This window comes from Mucilaginibacter metallidurans, assembly GCF_003286435.2.
GTDB lineage: Bacteria > Bacteroidota > Bacteroidia > Sphingobacteriales > Sphingobacteriaceae > Mucilaginibacter > Mucilaginibacter gossypii.
Genome location: NZ_CP043449.1, coordinates 1,156,412 through 1,179,095, shown reverse-complemented (window position 1 = coordinate 1,179,095; position 22,684 = coordinate 1,156,412). Strand labels below are relative to the sequence as shown.

Here is a 22,684-nt window from a genome sequence, read left to right as displayed (position 1 = left end):
GACACATGTGATGTGTGTTTACAGGAAAAACAAATGAGGACCGGCTTCGAAAAAACCCTTCTTGATAAAATAACAGATCAGCCGTCGCTACAGGCACAGATCAAAAACTGGCAAGCTGAAGGCAAAAAGGTAGTGTTCACCAATGGTGTTTTTGACCTGCTGCACATAGGCCATCTCACCTACCTGGCCAAAGCGGCCGAACTTGGCGACAAGCTGGTGATCGGCCTTAATGCAGATAGTTCGGTTAGGCGCATCAAAGGCCCAACCCGGCCGGTAAATGATCAAAACAGCCGTGCAGCACTGTTGGCGGCTTTATTTTTTGTAGATGCCATCGTTGTTTTTGAGGAAGATACCCCTCTTAATTTGATCAGCTCCCTTCTGCCCGACATACTGGTAAAGGGAGCCGATTATGCGGTTGAAAACATCGTAGGCGCCAAAGAAGTGATTGCAAACGGAGGCGAGGTTAAAACCATTAATTTTGTTGAAGGATATTCATCCACTTCTATAATCGAAAAAATCAGGAACCAGATTTCCTGAACTTGATAACAACATGAAGATACTGGTGATCCGCTTTAGTTCAATGGTGATATAATTTATACCACGCCTGTTGTACGTTGCCTCAAAAGGCAGGTCGCCAATGCCGAAGTCCATTTTTTAACTAAACCGGCCTTTAAATATATTTATGATAATAACCCTTACGTTGATAAGCTGCTATTATTAAAACCTTCTTTAGCAGATACCATCAACGAAATTAAGGCCGAAAAGTATGATCACATCATCGATCTGCATAACAATCTCCGCACAAGCGTTATCAAGCTACGTGCCGGTATTAAAGCATCAACTTATAAAAAACAGCCGCTTTTAAAGTGGCTAAGTTTAAAGTTGAAACGCAACCTGGTAAGTAAAGAGCATTTGGTTGACAGGTATTTAAAAGCTGTTAAGTTTTTAGGTGTGGTTAATGATGACAATCCCATTGACTATTATATTAAAGCTGAACATGATATAACTAAACTACTTCCGCTTAGTCATCAAAATGGTTACGTTGCATTTGTAATAGGAGCAACTCATTTTACCAAGCGGATGCCTAATTACAAGATCATTAGCATTTGCAGGCAGCTTAATTTACCTGTTTTGCTATTGGGCGGCAATGATATAAAAGCAAATGGCGATGAAATAGCTGCGGCAGTTGGTACTTCAGTTTATAATGCCTGCGGAATAACATCACTTGATGAATCGGTTTTTCTGGTATCGCGCGCAAAAAATGTAATTGGTTTTGATACAGGTCTCACACATATTGCCGAAGCGTTTAATGTGCCCATAGCCTCGGTTTGGGGTGGCACCACGCCCGATTTGCTGGGGGTTTGGCCTTATAAAGTAAAAGAAACACTGATTGCCGGTATTGAACTATCCTGCCGTCCCTGCTCCAAATTCGGACTTGAAAAATGCCCGCTCGGACACTTTAAATGTATGAACGATATGCCAGAAGCTGATATTGTAGATTTCTCCAATCGCTAATTACAAGTATAAAACCTTGCCTAGGTTATACTTACAAATGCACAATTGATAATATTTCACAAAAAGCACCAGATATGTTTTAATCTTAGTGTATTTATATAATTTTGTGTATTAACTTAAAATCCTTTCACGATGAAAAAAACATTACTAAGCCTGTGCCTTTTAATGGCATCTTTCGCAGCCTTTGCACAATTACCTACCGTTGGTTTTAAAGGAGGTGTAAACTTCGCAACGTTACATGCTACAGTTGACGGGGTTAGCGGCTCCGGCAATTCGGGCAGCTTAACCACATTCAACGTAGGCGCTTTTGTCGATTTTAAATTTGGCAATGTATCATTACAACCAGCCTTAAACTTTACCGGTAAAGGCGGATCATCAAGTGTTTCTTTTGATGGCGAAGCAAACTCTGGCGGCAAAGTAAAACTCTATTACCTGCAAGTTCCGGTAAATGTTGTGTACCACGTGCCTGCGGTAGTCGGTGACTTTTACTTTGGTGCCGGCCCTTACCTTGGCATGGGTGTTTCCGGCAAAGCAAAAGACAACAACGGCAATTCTGAAGACATTAAATTTGGCAGCGGACAGGACGAAATCAAAAGAACAGACGCTGGTTTAAATGCGATTGTTGGTTTTAAATTCAAAACCGGTTTCCTGATCAATGCTAATTATGATTGGGGACTTACCAACATCACCAACGTTGATGGTATTAAACTTACAAACCGTGTTTTCGGCATTTCAGTTGGTTACGCGTTTTAATTAACCCGGTGAAAAAATTGAAGCAGACTTTGTCTATCTTTTATTATAAGGAGAAGCAGCAGCTTCTCCTTATTTATTTAGTATTATTGGAAACTTATTACAAATGTCTCACGTTATAATCACAAAACCGTAACATTATAAACCGATCGGTCAGCCGTTTAAAATCATGAAAAAGTTATTATTAATACGCCACGCAAAAGCTACCCATGAAAGCGGTTATGTTGATTTTGACCGACCTTTAAAACAATCGGGTATGCAGGATGCGGTTTTAATGGCTACTCTTTTAAAAGGACAATTACAAATCCCTCAAATTATTATAACCAGTCCGGCACTTCGTACCAAAACTACTGCCGAGATTTTTGCCAACCAGTTTAAATTACCGGCTCCCGGGGAAGACAAAAGAATTTACGAAGCCAGCGAAAACACCTGGGTTAAAGTGATTAATGGCCTGCCCGATGAATATGATTATATAGGCGTAGTTGGGCATAACCCTGGCGTAAGCCAAATACTATATTACCTCACCAGCCAGTTAAAAGAGATGCCTACGTGTGCTGTAGCTATCATTACTTTTGAAAACGATACATGGCAATCTATCAGCGAAGAGGATGGGAAACTGGTACATTTTGATTCACCGAAGGGGTAGCAGAGAAGTCCGAAAGTCAGAGAAGCCAGTAAGTCCGGAAGTAAACATTATTTAGGGCGTAAAAGTCTCCCAGCTTTCGAACTTCCTTTACATTCGGACTTTCCAACTCCTTACAAATCTTAATTTGCACGATACATTTTCCCGGGCAGCGAACTGATATATCCCTGCATCTCCATAGTAAGCAAATTCATAGCGAGTTGGCTCATAGGCATATTAGCCCGCAGGGTTAAATCATCAATCGCAACGGGCGTATTGTTTTGCCGTAATATATCCATGATCAGCCGTTCATCGTCCGATAGATCAAACGGCAGCATAAATTGCTCAACAGGTTTACTTACATCATTCTTTTCCCAACCTAAACTATAAGCCAGATCAGCAGGGCAGGTTAGCAGGCTCGCTTTATTATTGCGGATCAGGAAGTTACATCCTTCAGAAAATTCATCACCTAATCTGCCCGGAAAAGCAAAAACATCCCGATTGTAGGAATTGGCAATTTCGGCCGTGATGAGCGCACCTCCTTTTATACTGGCTTCAATTACCACGGTTGCATCAGCAATACCGGCAACTATCCGGTTTCGCTGCGGAAAGTTTTCTCTATCGGGATTAGTGCCTGAAGGGTATTCGGATAGTAAACCGCCGTTTTCGAGCATTTTATCAGCGGTGGCCCGGTTTTGAGCAGGATAAAGCCTGTCGAGCCCATGGCCAAGTACACCGATGGTTGGCACGTTTAGCTTTACACATTCTTTATGTGCCGCTACATCAATGCCATGTGCCAAACCACTTACTATTAATACATTATATTGCTGTAATTCATCAACTAACTGGCGGCATAATTGCCTGCCGTAATCGGTAGCGTTACGGGTGCCCACTATACTAATAATGTGGGGCGGGTTAAGATCCATTTTACCCTTTGCATAAAGTAGCACCGGCGAATCGTGGCAATTTTTTAAGCGCTTGGGGTAACGGGCATCTGTATAAAAAATGACATCGATATCGTGACCTTCTAAAAACTTCAGCTCCTTTTCGGCTTGCCTCAAAGCGTCGTCAAAATCCCATTTTACAGCGCGCTTCTCACCTATTCCCGGGATTCTGGTCATTTTTTCGGGCGATGCGTTAAACACTTCTTCTACGCTGCCAAGATATGCGATCAGCGACTTAGCCGCTACCGGCCCGAGGTTTTTAACAAAAGATAAAGCTACTTTATGGAGTAATGACATTGGGTTTAGACATGCAGATTAGGGCCTTGCAAATTATAAATATTCGGTCGATTTTCAAGCAGTACCTGTTATTTGTAATGCAATAAATAAAGTCTGGATATCATATTTAGCTTTAAAACAAACGCCTTTCATTATTTAATTGCATATCTGCACATCCGTAATCTGCACATTTTTTTTAAAAACTATAAAAATAGTTTGCAAACTATAAAAATAGTTTTACCTTTATCTAACTATAAAAATAGCTTGCTATGCATATCAAAGAACTAACCAAAGCCGAAGAGCAGGTAATGCAGATCCTTTGGCAACTGAAAGAAGCCATTGTTAAAGATATTATTGAAGAAATGCCTGAGCCTAAACCCGCTTATAATACGGTGTCGACTGTGGTAAGGGTATTGGAGGGCAAAGGCTTTATCGACCATAAGGCCTATGGTAACTCGCATGTTTACTTCCCGCTCATCAGCGATGCGGAGTACAAAAAATTCACATTTGATAAGATGATGAAAAACTATTTCAGCAATTCATATCAAAGCCTGGTATCATTTATTGTTGACGAAAAGAAGATCAGCGTAAAAGAACTGGACGAATTAACATCATTAATTGATAAACTTAAAAACGAAAAACAATGAACTGGCTGTATTACCTCCTTGAGGCAAATTTATACCTGTGTGTATTTTATGCCGGGTATTGCCTGTTTTTAAATAAAGAAACACACTATACCTTAAACCGTATATACCTGTTATTGAGCTGTGTGGTTTCATTTGTATTACCCGTTGTACAAATTGGCTGGCTAAAACCGGTTGAAACTGCAACCAAAATAATCGTTATCATTCCTCAAACGGCTTACCAAACAACAGTGCAAAAACTTACCGTGCGGCAAACGTTAACCTTTAACGATATTTGGGTTTACGCCTATATACTTGGTATAATAGTACTTACCACAGTACTATTTATCAGGCTTTATCAATTGGTCAAATTAACAAAGGCCACCAAAACCCTGTTTGATGGTAAGTATAAACTCATCAATATAGAGGGATCAAACACCGCCTTTTCCTTCTTTAACTACCTTTTTATTGGCACAAAAACCCAGGCTAATAATATCATTATCAGGCACGAGCTGGTTCACATTCGTCAAAAACACTCGGTTGATATTGTTTTTCTGGAGCTGATCAAGATCATTAATTGGTTTAATCCGCTGGTTTATTTATTGCAAATCAGCCTGAAAACCATCCATGAATATATAGCCGACGAGCAAACTGCCGCGCAGGAAAGTGATGCCTTTAGCTATTCGTCGTTTTTGGTAAGCAATGCTTATGGGTTAAACGGCTCGCCCCTGGCGCATTCATTTTTCAATTATAATTTATTAAAAAAGAGGATAATTATGTTAAACCAAAAACGTTCGGGGAAATTAGCCAGGCTAAAATACCTCGTGGCCGTACCCATATGCGCCGGCCTGCTTTGTGCATCAACCCTGGTATTCAGTAAAACTTATGGTTTTTTCGATCTGATGCCCCAACAGGAAATTGTTAATAAAAAGCTGGCCAATACGCATATAGCCCCCGCCGACACTGTAAAAGTAGACCCAGTCCGAATAAAAAAAGCAGATGTTACTTCCAAAGGTTTTAAATACGAAGAAACCGGTTACCTTGTTAATAAAAAAACCGATTTCAAGGTAATTATTACCGAAAAGAACGGAGAGCAAAAAGAATACTATAAAAGCAAAGCTACCCCGGAAGAACTGGCTACACTAAAAACTAAATACGGCTATACATTTCCTAAAATGTTAATTTATCCAAAGCTTCCACCACCTCCGCCTGCTCCACCCGCAAACAGCAAAAAACCAAAAGTTATTGATGTAAAGCTGCCACCTCCGCCAGCGCCTGCAAATCCGGAAAAGATAAAGAAAGCACCTAAAGTGGTCGAGGTGACACCGGTTATCCCGGCAGCACCGGCAGGTCCTGTACCAGCAGTTACAGAGCGCGTTCCGCCGCCACCGCCACCTGCCGATCCATTTCAGAACCTGTATTCGTATGTTGCAAAACACGTTCGCTATCCTTCAAAGGCACGCTTAAACCATATTTCGGGAAGAGTGATCCTCACCTTCAGTATCGATAACGGGAAAATAAACAATGTAAACATTATCAGAGGTGTTGACCAGGAAATTGACAATGAGGTGCAGCGGGTAGTGAATGATTTTGATGGCAACCTTAGTGTAAAATCAGGTTACTATAATATACCTGTAACTCTATCATTGGTAGATGCCCAGGATAAAAAATACGATTATACCCCTGCAAAACTATATGCTCAGGCAAATACATCCGCCGCTAAACTTTCAACTACTCTTCGCGAAGTTGTTGTTTTAGGCTATGGCCCCCTGACTGACAATAAGTAAATAAAAAGGCTTTTAACAAGCTTTTCTAATTGTCGACCGGCCTAAAACCGTCCCGGCAATTTTCTGCGTAAACCCCTTTGTTCTCTTTAACCGCCCTGTTTTACAAATAGCTAAATAATTTCTTTTAGTATCCAAAAATTTGTAACTTAGATATATCCCATCGGGACAATTTCTTTTAAAATATATCTAAAACAAAGCAAACACATTAAATACCGCTTTGTTTAATAGGTACCAATTATACTTCCTGGACCTTACCGTTAGCCTGATTTTGTTCATTTTTAAACCTCATAATATGAAAAAGTTTGGGATCATTTTAGCAATAGTAGGCATTGTGATGCTTATTGCAGGTAATTTTTTTTATAAGCATACCATCAATGCGGTAGATAGCTCTGGCAGTTCAATTATCACTACCGGCTTAAATGGCGGATGGACATTTAAACTGCCTGTTTTTGCCGGCGGTGCTTTATTTTTCCTGGGGTTTGTTTTTTGGGCAGCATCACGCACCGACAACCAGCATCATGATCATTTGATATAGAAGTTAAACCGCATTTTATAAATGATTTCCCGCAAAGACGCGAATGCGTAAAGTGATTTACTTTATCGCTGTAGCGTCTTTATGTGCATATTTATAATCAGAAAGGTGGATTACAAATAGATTATCCCTTCACGTATATCACCTGTTTTGTTTCGAAAAACTCCTCTTTAAAGTAATCTTTCAGATGATATTGGGTAACTTTTAAGCCCGATTCTTTGATCTCCTTCTCCAAATCGCCGCCCTTTAAATACAGGATACCGTTGGGTAATTTGTTATTCGATTGCTTGTTGAATTTACCTTTTACCCATGGATAAAAATCCTTTAATTGGGTAACAGCGCGTGATACTACAAAGTCAAATTTATCCGCAATTTGCTCGGCACGCAGGTGTGATGCTTTCACATTTCTGAGGCCTAAGGCTGCAGCTACTTCCGTAACAACCTTGATTTTTTTGCCTATCGAATCAACCAAATGAAATTGTGTTTTGGGGAATAAAATAGCCAGTGGAATACCAGGAAAGCCCCCACCGGTACCCACATCAAGCACATTTTCGCCCGGTAAAAAAGCCATTACTTTGGCAATCCCAAGCGAGTGGAGCACGTGACGTTCAAATAAAAGATCAATATCTTTGCGGGAAATTACGTTGATCTGGCTGTTCCAGTGTTCATATAAAGCAGGCAATTTTTCAAATTGCTCACGCTGTTCGGCACTTAAATCAGGAAAATATTGTAGAATTATTTCAGATGTCATCCCTGTTAAAACGGTTAATAATATTGCCAAGCAGGTACCTTGCCCTAAATAATTGCGCCTTTACCGTTCCTAAAGGAGGTCGAGTTGCTGAGCTATTTCTTCGTACGAAAGCTCATCGAAATAGCGTAAGGTAATCAGGTTACGGTAACGCGTGGGAGGCTTTCAATTAATGATCTTAGCTCCTGAGTTTGTTGCTTTTTGATAGATGTTTCTTCGGGGTTAAGACTATCGGCCTTAATTTGCAGCGGTTTTTCATCCCCTTCGTCGTCCATCATGCCGTGAATTGACATGGTACTTAGTTTCTTTTTGCGGATAAAATCGATGCAATTGTTAGTTGCTACCCTGAAAAGCCAGGTGCTAAAAGCAAAATCAGGCTGGTATTTTTCAAGTTTTTCAAATGCCTTGGCAAACGTTTCAACCGTTAGGTCCATTGCATCTTCTTTGTTGTTTACCATCTTAAGCACCATGAAATAAATCGAATCTTTATAACGGTGCATCAAATCGGCATAGGCTTTTTGATCTCCCTGCCTGGCCTTCACTACCAGGTGAAAATCATTCTTTGCGTTCTCGGTAAAGTTGGCGTTTATTTCCATTGAGTAGTTTTTAAAAAGGTACCGATCAATCCAAAAACATTTAAATATGTATAATATAATAGGTCAAAAAAGGGGAGATACCACCAAAGGTCTTTGCCATTAAGTTTTTTAAATATACGATTATAAATGGCCATTTGTAATATCAACCTAAAAACGTACAAACCTAGTGCCAGTAACGGCTCATATCTCAAAATAAGGAATAATATCAATAAAATATAGAATATAAACCCGCTAACTGCATCAAAACTAAGCATACGCCTGTGCTGGTTTTTATACAGTTTCCCCACTCCCATGTGTCGCTTTTTTTGTTTAAACCACGATTTAAATGTGGTTTTAGCTTCAGTAAACATAAATGATTCGGGACTCAGTTCAACCACTGTGTTATCAGGAGTAGCATGCTGGTTAACAAACAGGTCATCATCGCCTGATATTACGTGCATGTGCGAAGCAAAACCTTTTGCACTAAAAAATAACGTTTTTGTATAGGCAAGGTTGCGACCAATACCCATATAGGGGTCGCCGGTTAACGCGCCCGACAGGTAACTGGTTGCTGTTTTTATGGTTTCAAAGCGGGTAAAAGCATTAATAAAACCACCTTTTTTATAATAAGGAGAGTACCCCAAAACTATTTGCACACCGCTTGCAAAATTGGCTGCCATACGGCTTATCCAGTTTTCGGAAGCTGGTTTACAATCAGCATCGGTAAATAAAAGGTGTTCATTTTTTGATGCCTTGATGCCTAAAGTAAGGGCAAACTTTTTACCGGTTTTAAAGCGGTCATGCTCGGTAATGGTAACAACTTTAAGGTGGGCGTATTTTTTCTGCATGGTTTCAAGCACCTCGTCGGAAGTATCAAAAGAGCAATCGTTGATAACAACCACCTCAAAATCAGGATAGTTTTGTTCCAGTATCGATGGGAGATTTTCCTCTAAGTTACGGGCTTCGTTGCGGGCGCTGATAATAACAGAAATGGGGATTAAGACTCTGGCGGCGGCCCTTCGGCGGGTTTATGGCCTGCAAGGCGGGTATGCCTGCTTACCAGGTAATATAGCTGAACTATAAAACAAAGCTGAAAAAGAATAAAAAGCGCGTCGTGTAAGTACGTTTCCAAACAAAAAAATAATGAGGCAAATTTGTTAAAAATCAATGAAATTAAGGCTCAATATCAGCGTTAATTTGAAGTTTAATGTACTCTTATTTAATCTCCCTTAAAATAAAATTACTTTAATTAACATGGTTTTAATATTCAGCACGTTTATAAATAGCTTTTATCCTGCCGCCGTTTTGGAAAGGACGGGCATGAGGGTTTTTTTTGCTAATTTTGCAACCCTAAAATGAAATTTAACTTAACAGCACAAGACCCGCTTTCAAAGGCCCGAGCCGGCGAGATCACTACCGACCACGGTACCATACAAACCCCTATTTTTATGCCCGTAGGCACTGCCGGCACTGTAAAGGCGGTACACCAGCACGAGCTTAAACAGGATATTTCGGCGCAAATTATATTGGGCAACACCTATCATCTATATCTGCGTCCTGGTTTAAATACACTTGAAAGCGTCGGAGGACTACATAAATTTAATGGATGGGACGGTCCCATCTTAACCGATAGCGGCGGCTACCAGGTATATTCATTAACCGAAGTACGCAAAATAAAAGAGGAAGGGGTAACGTTCCGCTCGCATATTGACGGATCAAAACATTTGTTTACTCCCGAAAATGTAATGGACATTCAGCGCATAATCGGCGCCGATATTATCATGGCGTTTGATGAGTGTACCCCCTATCCCTGCGATTACAACTACGCAAAACGATCGATAGAAATGACCCACCGCTGGCTGAAACGTTGCTGCGACAGATTTGACAGCACCGGGCCAAAATATGGCTACAGTCAAACACTTTTCCCAATTGTACAAGGTTCGGTATATAAAGATCTGCGCGTACGATCGGCCGAAGTAATAGCCTCATATGAGCGTGAAGGTAATGCCATAGGCGGCCTTTCGGTCGGTGAACCGGCCGAGGAAATGTATGCCATGACCGAAATTGTATGCAATATATTACCGCAGCAAAAACCACGTTACTTAATGGGGGTAGGTACGCCTGTAAACATTTTGGAAAACATAGCCCTGGGCATTGACATGTTTGATTGCGTTATGCCAACCCGTAATGCACGTAACGGCATGCTCTTTACCAAAAACGGCATCATCAATATAAAAAATGAGAAATGGAAAAACGACTTTTCGGCCATTGAAGATGACAGCGATCTGTTCGCCGACAGGGATTACAGCAAAGCCTATTTACGTCATTTGATCCACTCGGGCGAAATGTTAGGCGCTCAGATCGCCACCTTGCACAACCTCCATTTTTATCTATGGCTGGTTAAAGAGGCGCGAAAAAAAATTATTGCAGGTGAGTTTTACGATTGGAAAAACATGATGGCAAAGCGCCTTGGGCAGCGCTTATAAAAACTCCTAAAATCACAAGAAATCTCCAGGAAAAACATGGAAATTAACAATCAAACAACCGACAGATGAAAGCTTTTTTTCATAGATATTTAAAGATCATCGACAGGTTTATTATTGGCAAATACCTCGGCACTTTTATATTTACTATGGGTATTTTCATGGTGATATCTGTAGTGTTTGACGTATCAGAAAAGCTGGATAATTTCCTTAATAAACATGCCAGTCTGCACGATATTGTGTTCAGATATTACGCGGGTTTTATTCCGTTTTATTTGAATATGCTGTCGCCATTGATCAATTTTTTAGCGGTGATTTTCTTTACAGCTAAGATGGCAAATCAAACAGAAATCGTTCCGATATTGAGCGGCCGGGCAAGTTTCAATCGATTTTTAAGACCTTATGTAATCGCTTCATCAATCATATTTGTGGTGTCTTTTTTTGCAAATGTATACCTTATTCCTTTCACAAATCGGCTGAAAATCGACTTTGAAAATGCCAATGGCATGATGGACAATGACCCGACTAAGGTGGAGGTACACATGCAAATAGACAAACATACTTTTGTTTATCTTGCCAATTACGATCCCACAACTCATTTAGGTTACAATTTTATAATGGAGAAATTTAATGGTGATACGTTGCGTGAAAAACTGATTGCCGAACAAATTCAATACGATTCTTTAAAACGGATCTGGTCGCTTAAACAATACAGTGTTAAATATGTAAACGGAATGAAAGAACAATTCATTACAAGCAACACACCAAAAGACACTGTTTTGGATATGCACCCGAGCGATTTTATTGTATATGATAACGTATACCAGGCCATGTCTTTAAGCGACCTGAACAAGAATATTGACAAGGAAAAACTGCGCCGCCCGGAATATTTAAAGGCTATTTATTTTGAAAAATATCACCGTTTTGTATACCCTTTATCAGCCTTTGTACTTACTTTAATCGGTGTTTCCATATCTTCAAGAAAGGTACGCGGAGGTGTTGGATTACCCCTGGGGATAGGTATTTTATTATGCTTCGCTTATATTATATTAGAACGGTTTGCGCTTGTATTTTCGGTAAAAGGGGGCATGTCGCCTCTGGCAGCTGTATTCATTCCTAACATCGTTTTTGGCATTTTGGGCTATTACCTACTTTTAAAAGCACCCAAATAATGGCGCGAAACACCCCCTTGACCCTAAATAAGAACCTTATAATACTCCATTTTACTGTTTTTGTGTGGGGATTTACCGGAATTTTAGGCGCCCTGATCACCATTTCGGCCGTACAATTGGTGTGGTACAGAGTCCTTATTGCCTTTGTTTCGCTGTTTTTGTATTTTAAATTCAATAAAACCGATTTTAAAGTCGATAGAAAAACGCTGATCAAACTGGTGTTTACGGGGGCAATTGTGGGCGGGCACTGGATCCTTTTCTTTGCAGCCATCAAGCTTTCAACCGTTGCGGTAACCCTGGTTTGCCTTTCATCAATCACGCTTTTCACAGCAATTTTTGAGCCGATCATCAATAAAAAAAACATTTCAAAATTGGAAATTTTAGCCGGGCTTTTAATTATTTCGGGCATCGTTTTAATTTTCAAATTTGAAGCAAGATACACTAAGGGTATTGTAGCCGGACTTGTAAGCGCGGTTTGCGCAAGCCTTTTCTCTATCATTAATTCGCGCCAGGTGCAAAAAGTACAGGCACCAGTCATTGCATTTTATGAGCTGTCAGGGGCCTTTGTATGGATCTCGATCTACCTATTTATAACCTCCGGCTACACCCGTGCCATGCTGTTAAAGCCTGCAGATATCGGTTACCTGGTGCTGCTTGGCACCGTATGCACATCGCTGGCCTACGTGGCCGGGGTATCTGTAATGCGTGAGCTTTCCGCCTTTCGGGTAGCGCTCGTCACCAACCTTGAGCCGGTGTATGGTATCATCCTGTCGTTTATTTTTTTTGGTGATCTTAATAAAATGACGCTTGGATTTTGGGGCGGGGCCATCCTTATTTTGTCTACAATTTTTTTATACCCCGTAGCCCGAAAGCAAATTTCACGGCATAAAAGCATATCCTAATTCTTAGCTTCCTCATTTGCTTACCTCATACAGATACTTGTAACGGCCGTACTTCTGCCTGTTATTAAACAGCGATTCAACAACTCCAATCAGCCTTAGTTTTCACATCCTCAACTCCAAAATAGGAGCGAAATATCAGCGTCCGCTTTGGCTATTTTTAGCCCCTCAGAGCGATTTAAATTTTTCAAGGCATTCCGGGCTCAACTAACATCTCAGCGCAAAACAGCGGCAAAATCCAATTTTAACTTAGTGTATTAAGTTCCAATATAAAAATTGGATCGGCAAACTATACAATTTCAATTTAAGTCATTTCACACCGATTAATAAATTTGAACTAACTATTTATATTATAAAAATATAAATTTAAAAATCAGATATTTATATAATTTATATAAACAAATAATCAAACAAAAGCAATGCAAATAAAATCACAAAAAACTAAAAAAATTAGTATTTAAAAAATAACAAGCAAAAAATCATCATATAAATTTATAAATCAGATAATTAATGCATCTTATTTAGTGTAAAAATTTCGATTTCGGCACGAACAAAGCCCACGTCAGAAAGTGTAGTGAAGTAATAATCCAGGAATAAAAAAAAATCGCGGCATCTCTCCTGCTTGTATACAAAATCAGTTTTCGAACGGATTTTTTTTCACTCTCGCAGGATTCTCGCAAAGAAATTTTGGGCGAAAGAAATCCTCGCAATATCAAATTCCAGGGGTATTAAAAGTTCTGATTTTAGCCTTTGAAAAATACGGGCAAAATTTCACTGCGGTTATTGTCACCTCATTTTTGAAAGGGCAATTATCAACCGGGCAAAATCTGGGCGACTTAAAATTGAAGAGCTACCAGAGGTGGACACAGCCAATAAAATATGAACCTAAAAATGCAGACACATCTCCGCACTATTTCGCGATCAAATTCCATGACCTCGATTTACATGAGATCAATTTTTATTAAACATTTTAAAAGCGGATATTGTATTACTCTAAAACCAACATCCATCATGAGCATTAAAACAATAGTCATTGTAGCCATCGCAGTTTTGCTTACCATCGTACTAATGCAAAATACCGACGAGGTTTACTTCAAATTTTTGTTCGCCACTTTCAGGGTATCCAAACTAATGATGATGCTGGTAGTTGCGGTAACAGGTTTTATATTGGGCTTGATCGTGGCATGGCCTAAAAAACAAAAGTTCGATATTGAAGGCTATCATGACGCCATGCACAAAAAAGACGACACCGATACACTAAGTGACGAAGACAGGGAATACATCAGCTAAAATATGAAAACAAAGATTGGATTTATAGGGCTTGGCAACATGGGTACCAGCATGGCCAAAAACCTCATTGACTCAGGGTATCATTTGCAGATTTACAACCGCACACTTTCAAAGGTAGACGAGCTTGGCACCGACAGTGTAACCAAATGCCAGAGTCCTGCCGAAGCTGCGGCAAATGTGCCATTTTTGATCACCATGGTATCAGATGACGAGGTGCTGCGAGAATCGGCCGTAGGCGACGGCGGAATTTTAAAAACGCTACAGCCAAATGCTGTACACATATCCATGAGCACTATTTCACCTGGAACTTCTGAAGAACTTGCCAGGTTACATGAACAGGCAGGAACCCGCTACCTCGCTTCCCCTGTATTCGGAAGGCCCGAAGCAGCCGCTGCACGTAAGCTATGGATCTGCGTTTCGGGTGATGAACAAACTAAAACTGATGCCCGTCCTATACTTGATTTACTTGGCCAGGAAGTGATTGATTTTGGCCCCTCGGCGGGGGGTGCAAATGTGGTTAAAATAGCAGGCAATTTTATGATCATGGCATCCATGGAAATGATGGCCGAGGCATTCACCCTTGCCGAAAAAAACGGACTAAGCAGAATGCAGGTAGCCGACTTTTTCAGCTCGACGCTTTTCAACGCTCCAATTTTCCAGAGCTACGGCAAGGCCCTTGCCGGCAAGCAATATCAACCGGTAGGCTTCAAATCAAAATTGGGTTATAAAGATGCGCGCCTCGCATTTAAATTATCGCAGACAAGCGAGATGCCCATGCCTATTGCAAACGCCGTACACAGCCGTTTACTAACCGCTATTGCCAAAGGCTGGGGCGAGAACGACTGGGTGGAAGGCATAGGGCGAGGCGTGAGTGAAGACGCGGGCATTTGATTTCGGATTTCGGATGTTTGATTTCGGAATTTGTAAGTAGGATTTTGGAATCGGATATTTCTTTTAAATAAAATGCCGGATGGTCTATCGACTGATAAAATGATCGATAAATCATCCGGCATTTACATGCAGCAGGATGATTAAGTTTCGTAGCAGAATTGCTTTATATCGCAACGACGATTTTATTTTGCTTCGGGACAGCTTCCCGATTCCTACCAAATCCGAAATCGAAAATCCAAGTCCCGAAATCATAAATAGAACACTTGGTTCTCCCCTTCCAAAAATTTCAAATCGGGAGTTTCAGCAAAAATACCGAACACAGATGCTCCGGTTCCGCTCATGCTTGAGTATATGGCCCCTGCCTCATAAAGGGCCGCTTTGATACCTCTGATTTCCGCATGATTTTCAAACACCGTTTGTTCAAAATCATTTTTGATAAGCTTCTTCCAATCAGCTATCGGTTCGTTGATCAAATCGAACAATGAATCTTTTACCGGGGTCGGCTTTATACCGCGAAAAGCTTCCCCTGTTGATACATGGACAGGCGGCATTACCAACACGATTTTGTAAGCCGACAGGTCGAGCCTGATGTTCTCAAATTCATCACCGCGTTCAAAAGCAAACACAGGTTTGTTCTCGATAAAAAAAGCGCAGTCGGCACCGAGGCGGCGCGCGTAATTGGTCATTTCATCTACCGAAAGGCCGAGTTTAAATTCATCATTCATCAACCTGATAAAAAATGCGGCATCGGCCGATCCCCCGCCCAACCCCGAGCCTATCGGAATATGCTTATGCAGATGAATGCTCACCGGTGGCAGGTCATGGTCCTGCTTGAGCATTTGATAACCTTTAACGCAGAGATTATCCTCCGGTAGGCCAGGAATATCCAGCCCGCTTGAGGTGAAGCTAAATTTGTCGCTTTTCACTACTTCAAGGGCGTCTTTAATGTCGATAGGGTAAAAAATGGTTTCGAGATTATGATAACCATCCGGCCGGCGTTCGGTAATATTGAGGCCGATGTTTATTTTTGCATTCGGAAATAAAATCATACAAATTAATTAACACGTGATGTATTTGCCAACATCCGTAGGAAACCAAAGGTAGATTATTTTTCTTTGCCTTTTGAAACTTTGGTCATTGAGTCATTAGGTCATTATGTCGTTGCCTTCTCAAAGCAATAACCTAATTGACCAATCTCACTCAATCAACCTAATCTAACTTAAAATAAAATGAAACAGTATCTCGACCTGATGAGGCATGTGATGGAAACCGGAGCGCAAAAGCATGACAGAACCGGCACCGGTACAGTAAGTGTGTTTGGCTACCAGATGCGTTTCAATCTCAAGGATGGTTTCCCGATGGTAACCACCAAAAAACTGCACCTCAAATCTATTATCCATGAGCTCATCTGGTTTTTGAGCGGCGACAGCAATATCCGCTACCTGAAAGAAAATGGCGTAAAAATATGGGACGAGTGGGCCGACGAAAATGGCGACCTTGGCCCCGTGTACGGCAAACAATGGCGCTCATGGCCTACACCGAATGGCGGCCATATCGACCAGATCAAACAGGTGGTGAACCAGCTTAAAAACAATCCCGACTCGCGCCGTATCATCGTGTCAGCCTGGAACGTTGCCGAGGTTAATCAGATGGCCCTGCCGCCATGCCATAGTTTGTTCCAGTTTTATGTAGCTCCGCCCGATATTTCAAAAGGCGAGACTAAAGGAAAGTTATCGTGCCAGTTGTATCAGAGAAGTGCAGATATATTCTTAGGAGTTCCGTTCAACATAGCTTCCTATGCGTTGCTCACCATGATGATGGCACAAGTCTGTAACCTTGACCTTGGTGACTTTATACACACTTTTGGTGATGCACACCTGTACAACAACCACATGGACCAGGCCCGGCTGCAGCTAAGCCGCGATCCTCGCCCCCTGCCAACCATGAAAATCAATCCGGAGGTAAGAGATATCTTTTCATTCAAGTTTGACGATTTCACTTTGGAGAATTATGATCCCTGGCCGCATATTAAAGCGGAAGTGGCGGTGTAGTTCATTTGTTCACTGGTTCATTAGTTCATCGGTATTTACCGTGGGCAGATTTAAGAATTAATAGAATTTCACTATCCTTACAAAATAAACTATACGTCATTGCGAGGTACGAAGCAACCCAAACTATACAGAGGAGCCATGCAAAGTAGCTGTGTACATCGGGGATTGCTTCGTACCTCGTAATGAGGCTTTGAAAACATGGGCGTTTTGAGAAACAATAACGCTTTGAAAAACAAGGTTCACCTGCTTAGCACCAATGAACCAATGAACTAATGAACTAATGAACCTATGATTTTATCCATCATCGTAGCCATAGCCAAAAACCACGCTATCGGTAAAGACAATAAATTACTCTGGTACCTGCCTAATGATCTGAAACATTTTAAAGATATAACTACCGGGCATACCGTGATCATGGGCCGTAAAACTTTTGATTCGGTTGGTAAGCCGTTGCCCAAGCGGCGCAATATTGTGATCACCCGACAGGCCATCAGTATCGATGGTTGCGAGGTGGTACCATCCATTGAAGCGGCTATTGAGCTTTGCAAGGCCGAGGATGAAGTTTTTATTGTTGGCGGAGCTGAGATCTACCGGCAGGCTATCCCGCTTACAAACCGCATATATCTCACCATTGTTGACCAGGATTTTGAGGGGGATACATTCTTCCCGGAGTTAAATCCTGATGAGTGGCAGGAAAAAGATCGTGAAGATTTTGAGCCCGACGAAAAAAACAAGTATAAATATTCGTTTATCACACTTGAGCGTCGCTAACATTCTTTGTCATGATTTTGTTTTAATTTAAAATTTTGTGCTTACGAAATTTTATTAGATTTGCTGCCTTATTGAAAAAAAGCTTATAAACTAATTTATTACATATTACAAATTCGATGCAAGGCAAAGGGGTTATTAAATTTTTCGCCATACTACTGGCAGTGGTGTGCTTATACCAGCTATCATTTACGTGGGTGGCCCATAAGGTTAGGGAGGATGCCAAAGTATACTCAAAGGGAGATCCTGAGAAAGAAAAAGCTTATTTGGATTCTATTTCCAATCAACCGGTTTATCCGCTATTAAAACATGATTACGCTTATGTATTGCAAAGGGAAATTGCATTAGGTCTTGACCTTAAGGGTGGCATGAACGTTACTATGCAGATCCAGCTTGATGAGCTGGTTAGGAAAATTGCCAACAACAATCCTGATGCTACTTTTAACCAGGCTTTGGCTAACGCCGATAAATTGCAGGCAAATGCTCAAACCAACCAAAAAGATTACATCGCTTTATTTGTAAGCGAGTACGAAAAGCTAAACCCCAATGGTAAACTTGCCGCTATCTTTTCAACAAAAGATAACCAGGACCACCTGAAGTTCAACGCTTCAAACAGCGAGGTTAAAACTTATCTTGAGGATTTGGCTTCAACTGCGGTTAAACAATCATTTACTGTTTTGAACACCCGTATCAACCAGTTTGGTGTAACCCAACCAAACATCCAGTTGCAACAAGGCTCAAACAGGATTTTAGTTGAGTTGCCAGGCGTTAAAGAACCAGAGCGTGTTCGTAAATTGCTTTCGGGTTCTGCGAAACTGGAGTTTTACGAAACTTTTGATAATGCTGAGGCATATCAATACCTGATCAATATTGACAACCTGCTTGCTGCAAAAAGCAAAACTGCCAAAGCGGACACAGGTAAATCAGCGAAAGCTGATACCACTGCTAAACTTGCAGCCGGAAAAGCTGATACAGCTAAAGGTGGTTCATTGTTAAGCAAGGTTCAGAAAAATGCCGCTAAAAACGATACTTCAGCTGCTTCATTAAGCAAAACAAAATTAGCTGCACAACACCCGTTGTTTGCAGTAATGTCATTAAACGTTGGCCAGGGTGCAAACGGCCAGCAGCAATTAGGCCAGGGCCCTGTTGTTGGTTATGCTCCGCTTCAGGATACTGCTAAAGTAAATTCATACCTGCACAGTGCAGATGTTTTGGCAGTTATTCCACGCAACATCAAATTTTTGTGGGAAGTAAAACCTGTTAAAAACACTAAAACTTTTGCGTTATACGCTATTAAACTTACAGGTGCTGAAAACGGCCCGGTATTATCTGGCGACGTAATTAACGACGCCCGTGCTGATAATGATCAAAAAGGCAGCCCAGAGGTTGTGATGATCATGAACTCGGAAGGTGCTCAAAAATGGCGCGCAGTTACTGCCGAAGCATCATCTGGTACTAATAAAAAATCTATCGCCATCGTATTGGACGATAATGTTTATTCGGCCCCTGTCGTTCAAAACGAAATTTCGGGTGGTGTATCATCAATCTCCGGCAACTTTACCATTGATGATACACGCGACTTAGCCAACGTATTAAAAGCAGGCCGTTTACCCGCTCCTGCCCACATCGTATCTGAGTCAATTGTAGGTCCGTCATTAGGCGAGCAGGCTATCTCTGCAGGCATTACTTCAAGTATCTTAGGCTTAGTTGTGGTATTGATCTTCATGATCGCTTACTACAATCGTGCCGGTACTGTAGCAGTTGTTGCAGTAATCATCAATATCTTCTTCCTGATGGGTGTATTGACCAGTTTAGGCGCGGTACTGACAGTACCTGGTGTTGCAGGTATCGTATTAACCCTCGGTATCGCGGTAGATGCCAACGTACTGGTTTATGAACGTGTACGTGAAGAATTAAACTTAGGTAAATCATTAAGGATTGCAGTTGCCGATGGTTTCAAACATGCATTACCTTCAATCCTCGATTCACAGATCAGTACATTCCTTACCGGTTTAATCCTGTTTGTATTTGGTTCAGGTCCTATCCAGGGTTTTGCAACTACATTGATGATCGGTATCGCTACTTCATTGTTCTGTTCACTATTGATCTCAAGGGTTATATTTGAGTGGATGCTTGACAAAGGCATGGATATCAAATTCTCCAACCCTTGGAGCTCACATACTTTCAAAAATGCAAACTTTGCGTTTGTTAAAAACCGTACTAAGTTTTACATTTTCTCGGGCTTATTCATTGCAGCAGGTTTGGTATCTATCTTCACCCGCGGCTTTACCTACGGTGTGGATTTTGAAGGCGGCCGTAACTACATTGTTAGCTTCCCTAACAAAAACGTTACTACCGAGCAGATCCACGATGCTATCGACGCCACTTTAGGTCGCAGTACCGAGGTTAAAACCATGGGTACCGATAAATTCAGTATCACTACCAACTATCTGTTCAATGATAACTCAACAGCTGCCGATGCCAAGGTAAGGGCAACCCTTGTTAGCACATTAGCTGCTAAAGCTGAAACTAAAATTACCGACAGCAACATTTTAGGTGGTTCAAAAGTAAGTGCTACTATTGCCGATGAGTTAAAAACATCAGCTATTTACACCGTATTGTTCGCCATCTTTGTGATTTCGGCTTACATCCTGATCCGTTTCCGTAAATGGCAGTTCAGCTTGGGTGCGATGATCGCGACTGCTCACGATGCCTTATTGGTACTATCCTTCTTCTCGTTGTTCAATGGCTACCTTCCATTCTCATTAGATATTGATCAGGCTTTCATCGCGGCTATCCTTACTGTTATCGGTTATTCAATTAACGATACCGTGGTAGTATTTGACAGGATCCGCGAGTTCCTTGACCACTCTAACAAAAACGAAAAAACTGAAGAGGTTATCAACAGGGCAATCAACAGTACCTTAAGCCGTACAATTATCACAGCTTTAACCGTGGTATTCGTATTGTTGGTATTATTCATCTTTGGTGGCGACGTGATCAAAGGCTTCTCATTTGCGTTATTGATCGGTGTTCTTTTCGGTACATACTCGTCGATCTGTGTGGCAACACCGGTGATCGTTGACTTTGGAAAGAAAGACCTGAAATAAGAAAAAGAATAAATTATTAAAAGGCTCCAAAGTAATTTGGGGCCTTTTTTGTTGATGTACAATGCAATACTGCTCATTAGAAAAAGCCATAATATCACCGACAGATGGTGTTGCATATTGCGTACAATGAGCTATACTTACACCGTATTTCAAATAAATGTTATTGGCGGCACGGAGATTGCGCTATATTCCCAAAAGCGCATTACGTTGCCCTTAAAAAGTTTTTTAACAGATACCCTGCACAAATGAACACATCAAATAATTCAAAATTTCCACTTGTAGTGATCGTAGGCGGCGGATTCGGCGGCCTGCAGGTAGCAAAACAACTAAAGGACAAACCTGTAGACGTTTTGATGCTGGATAAGCACAACTACCATACCTTTCAGCCCCTCTTATACCAGGTGGCTATGGGCAGCCTTGAATCGGAGTCGATAGCTTTCTCATTAAGGAAAAATTTTGCCAGTCAAAAAAATTTCCGGTTTAGGATTGCCGAAGTAACCAGGGTGGATGCGGAAAATAACATAGTCGAAACCACTATAGGCAATATAGCTTATGATTACCTCGTGATTGCTACCGGCTCAACTACTAACTTTTTCGGCAATAAAGATATCGAGCATTATGCTATGCCGATGAAGTCGATCCCTGAGGCCTTGAACCTCCGGTATTCTATTTTGCAGAACATTGAAGAGGCCCTGCTTAAAGTTGGCAAGGCCGAGCGCGATCCCTACCTTACTTTTGTACTGGTTGGCGCTGGCCCAACGGGTGTTGAGCTTGCAGGCTCATTGGCCGAGCTTCGTAATCACGTTTTGACTAAAGACTATCCTGAACTTAAAAAGGAGGACATGAAGGTTTACCTGGTCGACTTTTTACCGAAAGTGCTGGGACCTTTTTCCGATCAAGCATCCAACGCGGCCCGCACCTTCCTGACCAATATGGGTGTTGAAGTGCTAACCGGCGTAAAGGTGGAAAGCTACGACGGCGAGGAAATAAAATTTGAAGGCGGTAAAAGCATTCGCACCAAAAATGTGATCTGGAGCGCCGGGGTTATGGGTGTTGTTCCCGAGGGCTTTGATAAAGAGGTTATTGAACGTGGAAATAGAATAAAAGTGGATAGCATAGGCCGCGTTGCCGGCTTTAACAACGTATTCGCAATTGGCGACGTTGCAGCCATGATCACCGATGAAACCCCTAAGGGACACCCCGGCGTAGCGCAGGTAGCCATACAAATGGGCCAGCACGTGGCTAAAAATATCATTCATATCATTAACGGTGAACAAACCTCACCGTTTAAGTATAACGATAAAGGCTCATTGGCAACTATTGGCCGCAATAAGGCGGTGGCCGATTTGGGCAAAGTAAAATTCCAGGGATTTTTTGCATGGCTTGTATGGATGTTTGTACACCTGATATCGCTTTTAGGTGGCCGTAATAAGGTGATTGTATTCATTAACTGGGTATCGAGCTATGTAACCTATAATGGCGGTACAAGGCTTATTATCCGCAAATTTGAGCGCGAAGGTTTAACAGAAAACCATCACTTGCCTAATACGGTTGATTAGTTTAAAGTCGGAAGTCTTACGTTCTAAGTCTAAAGTCAGCAGCTTTAAGCTGGAAGTTTAGTACTTTGTAAATTAAATTGATGACTTTT

At 41.3% G+C, this 22,684-nt stretch carries 22 protein-coding genes; 16 read left to right on the top strand and 6 right to left on the bottom strand.

Features of this window, described 5'->3' with window-relative positions; all coding sequences use genetic code 11:
- Positions 1-33: 33 nt before the first annotated feature.
- The 4 genes from rfaE2 (at position 34) to DIU38_RS05070 (ending at position 2,911) form a co-directional block, all read left to right on the top strand.
- Positions 34-537: a D-glycero-beta-D-manno-heptose 1-phosphate adenylyltransferase gene (gene rfaE2, locus DIU38_RS05085; protein ID WP_091162286.1), complete on the top strand. Its 504-nt coding sequence runs from the start codon at positions 34-36 to the stop codon at positions 535-537.
- 51 nt (positions 538-588) lie between these two features.
- Entirely contained in the window at positions 589-1,515 is a 927-nt protein-coding gene (locus DIU38_RS05080; protein ID WP_208809244.1) for a glycosyltransferase family 9 protein, read from the top strand.
- Positions 1,516-1,647: 132 nt separating this feature from the next.
- Positions 1,648-2,268 carry a porin family protein gene (locus DIU38_RS05075; protein WP_112655722.1) on the top strand — a complete coding sequence of 207 codons (621 nt, stop codon included), beginning with the start codon at positions 1,648-1,650 and terminating at the stop codon, positions 2,266-2,268.
- 166 nt (positions 2,269-2,434) lie between these two features.
- A complete protein-coding gene (locus DIU38_RS05070) occupies positions 2,435-2,911 on the top strand; it encodes a SixA phosphatase family protein (RefSeq protein WP_112655724.1) in 477 nt (158 codons plus the stop codon).
- A 119-nt stretch (positions 2,912-3,030) separates the two neighbouring features.
- Here DIU38_RS05070 and dprA read toward each other — a convergent pair whose 3' ends face one another.
- Positions 3,031-4,128 carry a DNA-processing protein DprA gene (dprA, locus tag DIU38_RS05065; RefSeq protein WP_112655726.1) on the bottom strand — a complete coding sequence of 366 codons (1,098 nt, stop codon included), beginning with the start codon at positions 4,126-4,128 and terminating at the stop codon, positions 3,031-3,033.
- Positions 4,129-4,376: 248 nt separating this feature from the next.
- Here dprA and DIU38_RS05060 point away from each other — a divergent pair, with 248 nt between their 5' ends.
- The 3 genes from DIU38_RS05060 to DIU38_RS05050 all read left to right on the top strand — a co-directional run bounded on the left by DIU38_RS05060 (position 4,377) and on the right by DIU38_RS05050 (position 7,052).
- Positions 4,377-4,754, top strand: a complete 378-nt coding sequence (locus tag DIU38_RS05060; RefSeq protein ID WP_091210684.1) for a BlaI/MecI/CopY family transcriptional regulator — start codon at positions 4,377-4,379, stop codon at positions 4,752-4,754.
- The gene (locus DIU38_RS05055; protein ID WP_112655728.1) at positions 4,751-6,517 is read left to right on the top strand and encodes a M56 family metallopeptidase; all 1,767 of its coding nucleotides are present in this window, start codon (positions 4,751-4,753) and stop codon (positions 6,515-6,517) included. The genes DIU38_RS05060 and DIU38_RS05055 overlap by 4 nt, the downstream gene beginning before the upstream one ends.
- A gap of 292 nt (positions 6,518-6,809) precedes the next feature.
- Entirely contained in the window at positions 6,810-7,052 is a 243-nt protein-coding gene (locus DIU38_RS05050) for a hypothetical protein (protein WP_091162272.1), read from the top strand.
- A gap of 121 nt (positions 7,053-7,173) precedes the next feature.
- Here DIU38_RS05050 and rsmG read toward each other — a convergent pair whose 3' ends face one another.
- From rsmG to DIU38_RS05035, 4 genes are all read right to left on the bottom strand, one after another.
- Positions 7,174-7,800 carry a 16S rRNA (guanine(527)-N(7))-methyltransferase RsmG gene (gene rsmG, locus DIU38_RS05045; protein ID WP_112655730.1) on the bottom strand — a complete coding sequence of 209 codons (627 nt, stop codon included), beginning with the start codon at positions 7,798-7,800 and terminating at the stop codon, positions 7,174-7,176.
- 69 nt (positions 7,801-7,869) lie between these two features.
- Positions 7,870-7,935: a sigma factor-like helix-turn-helix DNA-binding protein gene (locus tag DIU38_RS33800; RefSeq protein ID WP_244311300.1), complete on the bottom strand. Its 66-nt coding sequence runs from the start codon at positions 7,933-7,935 to the stop codon at positions 7,870-7,872.
- Complete coding sequence (locus DIU38_RS05040) at positions 7,935-8,393, bottom strand: RNA polymerase sigma factor (RefSeq protein ID WP_244311262.1); 459 nt, start codon at positions 8,391-8,393, stop codon at positions 7,935-7,937. Before DIU38_RS05040 ends, DIU38_RS33800 begins: the two co-directional genes overlap by 1 nt.
- A complete protein-coding gene (locus tag DIU38_RS05035; RefSeq protein WP_407716479.1) occupies positions 8,384-9,304 on the bottom strand; it encodes a glycosyltransferase in 921 nt (306 codons plus the stop codon). The genes DIU38_RS05040 and DIU38_RS05035 overlap by 10 nt, the downstream gene beginning before the upstream one ends.
- Positions 9,305-9,727: 423 nt before the next feature.
- Between DIU38_RS05035 and tgt the strand changes: the two genes are divergently transcribed.
- The 5 genes from tgt to DIU38_RS05010 all read left to right on the top strand — a co-directional run bounded on the left by tgt (position 9,728) and on the right by DIU38_RS05010 (position 15,107).
- A complete protein-coding gene (gene tgt, locus DIU38_RS05030) occupies positions 9,728-10,858 on the top strand; it encodes a tRNA guanosine(34) transglycosylase Tgt (protein ID WP_112655732.1) in 1,131 nt (376 codons plus the stop codon).
- Between the two features lie 65 nt (positions 10,859-10,923).
- The gene (locus DIU38_RS05025; RefSeq protein ID WP_112655734.1) at positions 10,924-12,027 is read left to right on the top strand and encodes an LptF/LptG family permease; all 1,104 of its coding nucleotides are present in this window, start codon (positions 10,924-10,926) and stop codon (positions 12,025-12,027) included.
- Entirely contained in the window at positions 12,027-12,929 is a 903-nt protein-coding gene (locus DIU38_RS05020) for a DMT family transporter (protein ID WP_112655736.1), read from the top strand. The genes DIU38_RS05025 and DIU38_RS05020 overlap by 1 nt, the downstream gene beginning before the upstream one ends.
- Before the next feature lie 1,008 nt (positions 12,930-13,937).
- Positions 13,938-14,216, top strand: a complete 279-nt coding sequence (locus DIU38_RS05015) for a lipopolysaccharide assembly protein LapA domain-containing protein (RefSeq protein ID WP_167516085.1) — start codon at positions 13,938-13,940, stop codon at positions 14,214-14,216.
- Between the two features lie 3 nt (positions 14,217-14,219).
- Complete coding sequence (locus DIU38_RS05010) at positions 14,220-15,107, top strand: NAD(P)-dependent oxidoreductase (RefSeq protein ID WP_112655740.1); 888 nt, start codon at positions 14,220-14,222, stop codon at positions 15,105-15,107.
- A 248-nt stretch (positions 15,108-15,355) separates the two neighbouring features.
- Here the strand turns inward: DIU38_RS05010 and ispE are convergent, their stop codons facing one another.
- Complete coding sequence (gene ispE / locus DIU38_RS05005; protein WP_090526498.1) at positions 15,356-16,156, bottom strand: 4-(cytidine 5'-diphospho)-2-C-methyl-D-erythritol kinase; 801 nt, start codon at positions 16,154-16,156, stop codon at positions 15,356-15,358.
- A gap of 180 nt (positions 16,157-16,336) precedes the next feature.
- Between ispE and DIU38_RS05000 the strand changes: the two genes are divergently transcribed.
- The 4 genes from DIU38_RS05000 to DIU38_RS04985 all read left to right on the top strand — a co-directional run bounded on the left by DIU38_RS05000 (position 16,337) and on the right by DIU38_RS04985 (position 22,595).
- A complete protein-coding gene (locus DIU38_RS05000) occupies positions 16,337-17,158 on the top strand; it encodes a thymidylate synthase (RefSeq protein WP_112655742.1) in 822 nt (273 codons plus the stop codon).
- 288 nt (positions 17,159-17,446) lie between these two features.
- On the top strand, positions 17,447-17,929 hold the full coding sequence (locus DIU38_RS04995; protein WP_112655744.1) for a dihydrofolate reductase: 483 nt from the start codon (positions 17,447-17,449) through the stop codon (positions 17,927-17,929).
- Positions 17,930-18,045: 116 nt separating this feature from the next.
- Positions 18,046-21,036, top strand: a complete 2,991-nt coding sequence (gene secDF, locus DIU38_RS04990) for a protein translocase subunit SecDF (protein WP_112655746.1) — start codon at positions 18,046-18,048, stop codon at positions 21,034-21,036.
- 245 nt (positions 21,037-21,281) lie between these two features.
- Complete coding sequence (locus tag DIU38_RS04985; RefSeq protein WP_112655748.1) at positions 21,282-22,595, top strand: NAD(P)/FAD-dependent oxidoreductase; 1,314 nt, start codon at positions 21,282-21,284, stop codon at positions 22,593-22,595.
- Positions 22,596-22,684: the final 89 nt, after the last annotated feature.

Excerpts from the sequence above, each read along its gene's own strand:
- rfaE2 (WP_091162286.1), top strand. The coding sequence starts at position 34 with ATGAGGACCGGCTTCGAAAAAACCCTTCTTGATAAAATAACAGATCAG.
- DIU38_RS05075 (WP_112655722.1), top strand. The coding sequence starts at position 1,648 with ATGAAAAAAACATTACTAAGCCTGTGCCTTTTAATGGCATCTTTCGCA.
- DIU38_RS05070 (WP_112655724.1), top strand. The coding sequence starts at position 2,435 with ATGAAAAAGTTATTATTAATACGCCACGCAAAAGCTACCCATGAAAGC.
- dprA (WP_112655726.1), bottom strand. The coding sequence starts at position 4,128 with ATGTCATTACTCCATAAAGTAGCTTTATCTTTTGTTAAAAACCTCGGG.
- DIU38_RS05060 (WP_091210684.1), top strand. The coding sequence starts at position 4,377 with ATGCATATCAAAGAACTAACCAAAGCCGAAGAGCAGGTAATGCAGATC.
- DIU38_RS05055 (WP_112655728.1), top strand. The coding sequence starts at position 4,751 with ATGAACTGGCTGTATTACCTCCTTGAGGCAAATTTATACCTGTGTGTA.
- DIU38_RS05050 (WP_091162272.1), top strand. The coding sequence starts at position 6,810 with ATGAAAAAGTTTGGGATCATTTTAGCAATAGTAGGCATTGTGATGCTT.
- rsmG (WP_112655730.1), bottom strand. The coding sequence starts at position 7,800 with ATGACATCTGAAATAATTCTACAATATTTTCCTGATTTAAGTGCCGAA.
- DIU38_RS05040 (WP_244311262.1), bottom strand. The coding sequence starts at position 8,393 with ATGGAAATAAACGCCAACTTTACCGAGAACGCAAAGAATGATTTTCAC.
- tgt (WP_112655732.1), top strand. The coding sequence starts at position 9,728 with ATGAAATTTAACTTAACAGCACAAGACCCGCTTTCAAAGGCCCGAGCC.
- DIU38_RS05025 (WP_112655734.1), top strand. The coding sequence starts at position 10,924 with ATGAAAGCTTTTTTTCATAGATATTTAAAGATCATCGACAGGTTTATT.
- DIU38_RS05020 (WP_112655736.1), top strand. The coding sequence starts at position 12,027 with ATGGCGCGAAACACCCCCTTGACCCTAAATAAGAACCTTATAATACTC.
- DIU38_RS05015 (WP_167516085.1), top strand. The coding sequence starts at position 13,938 with ATGAGCATTAAAACAATAGTCATTGTAGCCATCGCAGTTTTGCTTACC.
- DIU38_RS05010 (WP_112655740.1), top strand. The coding sequence starts at position 14,220 with ATGAAAACAAAGATTGGATTTATAGGGCTTGGCAACATGGGTACCAGC.
- ispE (WP_090526498.1), bottom strand. The coding sequence starts at position 16,156 with ATGATTTTATTTCCGAATGCAAAAATAAACATCGGCCTCAATATTACC.
- DIU38_RS05000 (WP_112655742.1), top strand. The coding sequence starts at position 16,337 with ATGAAACAGTATCTCGACCTGATGAGGCATGTGATGGAAACCGGAGCG.
- DIU38_RS04995 (WP_112655744.1), top strand. The coding sequence starts at position 17,447 with ATGATTTTATCCATCATCGTAGCCATAGCCAAAAACCACGCTATCGGT.
- secDF (WP_112655746.1), top strand. The coding sequence starts at position 18,046 with ATGCAAGGCAAAGGGGTTATTAAATTTTTCGCCATACTACTGGCAGTG.
- DIU38_RS04985 (WP_112655748.1), top strand. The coding sequence starts at position 21,282 with ATGAACACATCAAATAATTCAAAATTTCCACTTGTAGTGATCGTAGGC.